5 protein-coding genes are annotated in these 4,251 nt (G+C 68.5%); 2 read left to right on the top strand and 3 right to left on the bottom strand.

The genetic code is table 11. The features are described 5' to 3' along the window. From VA603_RS01800 to VA603_RS01810, 3 genes are all read right to left on the bottom strand, one after another. A partial coding sequence (locus VA603_RS01800) for a DUF494 family protein (RefSeq protein WP_323437772.1) occupies positions 1–402 on the bottom strand: 402 nt, incomplete at its 3' end. 45 nt (positions 403–447) lie between these two features. Next, on the bottom strand, positions 448–1,587 hold the full coding sequence (dprA, locus tag VA603_RS01805; protein ID WP_323437773.1) for a DNA-processing protein DprA: 1,140 nt from the start codon (positions 1,585–1,587) through the stop codon (positions 448–450). 77 nt (positions 1,588–1,664) lie between these two features. Next, the gene (locus tag VA603_RS01810) at positions 1,665–2,789 is read right to left on the bottom strand and encodes a LysM peptidoglycan-binding domain-containing protein (protein ID WP_323437774.1); all 1,125 of its coding nucleotides are present in this window, start codon (positions 2,787–2,789) and stop codon (positions 1,665–1,667) included. Positions 2,790–2,918: 129 nt separating this feature from the next. On the opposite strand from VA603_RS01810, the gene def reads away from it, so the two are divergent. Both def and fmt read left to right on the top strand, forming a co-directional pair. Next, complete coding sequence (def, locus tag VA603_RS01815; protein WP_132865861.1) at positions 2,919–3,434, top strand: peptide deformylase; 516 nt, start codon at positions 2,919–2,921, stop codon at positions 3,432–3,434. A 113-nt stretch (positions 3,435–3,547) separates the two neighbouring features. Then, positions 3,548–4,251: methionyl-tRNA formyltransferase (gene fmt / locus VA603_RS01820; RefSeq protein ID WP_323437775.1), on the top strand; the 704-nt coding region annotated here is incomplete at its 3' end.

The raw sequence follows: 4,251 nt of genomic DNA on the forward strand, positions 1-4,251 counted from the left end.
CTGGTTGAACAGCACCATCAGCACGACCCACTTGAGGTCGTCCAGGTCCAGCTCGTCCTGGTCCAGCGCCATCGCGCGGTCCAGCACCAGCTCGCGCTGGTCGGCGTCCAGGATGCCGTGCTGCTCGAGGAACAGCAGGAAGCCGCGGCCTTCCACGTCCAGCTTGTCCAGTTCCGGGCCGTGGAAAACGCGCACCGGCCCCTTCACCCGGGCCTGGGCCACGGCCGGGCGCTGTTCTGCCAAGGCATCGAGCCAGTCGAAGGCCTTGTTGATCTCGGTGGGGCTGAAACCGGCCTGGATCAGGCCGTTCTGCAGCGAATCGCGGTCTCGGATGAGATCGGCATCCTCGCTGAAATAGTGTTCAAACAGATACAGCAGGACGTCCAGGATGCTCTCTTTCATTGCCCTCGGCCTGCGCCAGGCGGCGCTGTGGAGGTGAAGGAACCCTCAGGTGCGGGTGTAGCGACCGTGTTCGGACGACACTCTCCCTTCCAGTTCCATGACCAGCAGCATGGAGGACAGGCTGGCGGCCGTCAATCCAGTGCGTTCGATCAGTAAATCCATACCGGTTGGGTCGAACCCCAGGGCGTTCCACAAGCGCTGGTAGTCGGGATCCGGCAGGGCGGGTGCCGGACGTGGCGTCTCCGGCGCAGCTGAGGTGGGGGTCGACAGCCGGTTTTGCAAGGCTTGGGCCAGTTCGCCGGCCATATTGGCCACGCCTTCAAGAATGTCGTCGGCGTGTGTCACCAATGTGGCACCGTCACGGATCAGGCGGTGGCAGCCGCGCGCCATCGGGTTGTGGATGGAGCCGGGCACGGCGAAGATCTCGCGCCCGGCCTCGGCGGCCAGGCGGGCGGTGATCAGCGCGCCGGAACGCTCGGCCGCTTCGATCACCACCGTGCCCAGGGCCAGGGCCGCCAGCAACCGGTTGCGGGCGGGGAACTGACCGCTGCGCGGGGCGGTGCCGGGCGGGTACTCGCTGAGCACGGCCCCCTGGCGGGCCACCTGCGCCTGCAGTTCCCGGTGGTGGCGCGGGTAGGCCAGGTCCGGGCCGGTGCCGATCACGGCATAGGTCGGCCCCGGCAGGGCCAGTGCGGCGCGGTGGGCGGCCGCATCGATGCCGGCGGCCAGCCCGCTGGCGATGGTCAGGCCATGGCCGAGCAGGGCGGTGGCGAAGTCGCGGGCATTGTCCCGGCCGCCAGCGCTGGGGATGCGGCTGCCGACCACGGCGATGGCCGGTTGCCAGAGCACGCTCGGGTCGCCATCGACGAAGACCGCCAGCGGCGGATGGGGGCTGTCACGCAGCAGCGGCGGGTAGTCGGGACAGCTCCAGCCGATCAGGTGGTGATCGGGGGACGCCAGCCATGCCCGCGCGCGGTCGTGCCGGGCGGGATCGGGGTGGCGGAGGGCATGGCATTGCTCGGGCGTGCAGCCGGCCTCGCGCCAGGTCGATGCATCGGCGGACAACACCGCGGCGGCATCGCCGCAGCGGGCGAGCAGCGTGCGCAAGGGGGCACTCGGGCCGCCGGCCAGCAGCAGCGCGAGCAGTGCATCGATGTCGACCGGCGTGGGACGGGGAGAGGTCATCTCCCCAGCCTGCCGCCGAAACAGCGACGGCGCCCTCGGGCGCCGTCGTTGCATCACATCAGGATTGGGCGCAGCGCTTACTGCGCGTCCGGATGCTTGAGCTCGTAACCCACCTTCGCCGGCTTGGTGCCTTCCATGATCAGCGCGTAGCTGACCTTGTCGAAGGTGCGGAACACCATGGCATGGGCCGCGTACTCGTCCGGCAGCGACACGCGGTTGCCGCCGGCCTTGAGTGCGTCATCCTTGCGCGAGGTCGGCATGCCGGTCACGCGATCATTGACGTGGCTGCCGCTGCGCCAGATCGAGAACACGGTGCCGTTGTCGATGCCGTCACGGGCGCCGCCGGAAATGGCGATGACGTCACGCGGGCCACCAGAAGTGAAGGTGTCGGTGACGGCCAGCACGCGCAGGTGGCCCGGAGCCGGCTGGGTGGCCGGCGCGTGCGGGATGAACTGCAGGTCGTACGGGTTGGCCTGCACCGGGACCAGGCGGTCACCGGCGCGGACTTCGCGACCGCTGTCTTCCAGGCGCAGGATCGAGGCCTGGGTGGCATCGGCGCCGACCTGGGTCAGCGTGCCCACGTTGACCTTGGCCAGCTCATAGCCCAGGAACTCATCCCGGTCACTGGTGGGAATGAACTCCTTCCAGAGGTTGCCCATGCCGGCGGTGGTGTCGCCCCGCAGGTTGAGGTCGCTGCTGGGCTTGGGCTGCCCGTACTGCACGGTCGGGCGGACTACCATGTAGCGCTGTCCGGACTGGGCGTCCTGCAGGCCCAGCACATAGGCCTGCTGGCCGGTGGTGGCGCGCAGGCGGTTGTCTTCCAGGCCGACCACGTACGGCAGCTCCTTGAAGCTGTCGACGACGTTCAGGTTCTTCAGGAACGGTTCCACGTCCGCCAGCGGCACGGCGTTGATCGGCGCTTCCTGGCGCGGCCCCGGCTGTGCGGTAACGCGGTCCAGGTAGGCCAGGCTCAACACGTCGCCCGGGTAGATCAGGTGGGGATTCTTGACCTGGGGATTGGCCTGCCAGATTTCCGGCCAAAGCCACGGCTTCTTCAGGAAACGCGCGGAGATGTCCCACAGCGTGTCGCCCTTCTTCACCACATAGGTGTCGGGATGGGAACCATTCAGTTCCACGCCCACGGCATAGGTTGTAACGGTCAGCAACGCGACGGCGGCGACCGTACGGATGTGTTTCAGCATGATTGAGATGCCTGATTCCCCAACAGGTTGGCGCACTATATTGCAGAAACGGGAGCAGCGGGCAAGCGCAAGCGGTAGAATTGGGACATCTTGCCGGATTGCGCGGCATTCCTTTTTCGGTGACCCCCCATGGCCCTCCTGCCCATTCTCGAATTTCCTGATCCGCGGCTGCGGACCAAGGCGGCTCTGATCGAGGCCGCCGAGGTGACCACGCCGGTCTTCCAGCAGCTGCTCGACGACATGTTCCAGACCATGTACGAAGCCCCCGGCATCGGGCTGGCGGCCAGCCAGGTGGACGTGCACAAGCGCTTCATGGTCATCGACGTGAGCGAGGAGCGGAACGCGCCGATGGTGTTCATCAACCCACAGATCGTCAGCGCCAGCGACGGTGGCCGGGTCTACCAGGAAGGCTGCCTGTCGGTGCCGGGCATCTATGCCGACGTGACCCGCGCCGACGAGATCGTCGTGCGCTTCCTCGACCGCGAGGGCAAGCCGCAGGAGCTGGCCGCCGATGGCCTGCTGGCCACCTGCATCCAGCACGAGATGGACCACCTGGACGGCAAGCTGTTCATCGACTACCTCTCGCCGCTCAAGCGCGAGATGGTGCGCAAGAAGCTGGCCAAGCAGCGCAAGCACGTTGCCTGAGTTGAACGGCGGTCCGGCATGCCCGGGTCGCCCCCAGCGGGTGCCGTGACCGGCCCCCGCATCGCACGGCGCCGCCCTTCGGCGCCGTCGTCCTTTCCGGGAGTTGCCACGCCATGAGAATCGTTTTTGCCGGTACGCCGGAGTTCGCCGTCGCCTCGCTGGGGGCCGCCGCGCGCCACCATGAAGTGGTCGCGGTCTACACCCAGCCCGATCGCCCGGCCGGGCGTGGCCGCGGGTTGATGCCGTCGCCGGTCAAGCTCGACGCCATTGCCCGCGGCATCCCGGTGTTCCAGCCGGAAACGCTGAAGACCCCCGAGGCCCAGGCGCAGCTGCGCGCGCTGCAGCCGGACCTGATGATCGTGGTGGCCTACGGGCTGATCCTGCCCAAGGCCGTGCTGGCCATCCCGACCCATGGCTGCTGGAACGTGCACGCCTCGCTGCTGCCGCGCTGGCGCGGTGCCGCGCCGATCCAGCGCGCGATCGAGGCCGGGGATGCCGAAACCGGGGTCTGCCTGATGCAGATGGAGGCCGGCCTGGATACCGGCCCGGTGCTGCTGCACCAGGCCACCGCGATCAGCGACAGCGATACCGGCGGCCAGTTGCATGACCGCCTGGCGCAGTTGGGTGCGCAGGTACTGTCCGATGGGCTGGGCCTGCTGCGCGCCGGCATCAAGCCGATCCCGCGCCCGCAGCCGGACGCCGGCGTCACCTACGCGCACAAGCTGGACAAGGCGCAGGCGCGGCTGGACTGGAGCCAGGACGCCGCCGCGCTGGCGCGGCGCGTGCGTGCGTTCAATCCGTGGCCGGTCGCCGAGGC

The sequence above is a fragment of the Stenotrophomonas capsici genome (genome assembly GCF_034961085.1).
Classification (GTDB): Bacteria; Pseudomonadota; Gammaproteobacteria; order Xanthomonadales; family Xanthomonadaceae; genus Stenotrophomonas; species Stenotrophomonas capsici.

Coding starts and splice junctions, on each gene's coding strand:
- dprA (WP_323437773.1), bottom strand. CDS start 1,587: ATGACCTCTCCCCGTCCCACGCCGGTCGACATCGATGCACTGCTCGCG.
- VA603_RS01810 (WP_323437774.1), bottom strand. CDS start 2,789: ATGCTGAAACACATCCGTACGGTCGCCGCCGTCGCGTTGCTGACCGTT.
- def (WP_132865861.1), top strand. CDS start 2,919: ATGGCCCTCCTGCCCATTCTCGAATTTCCTGATCCGCGGCTGCGGACC.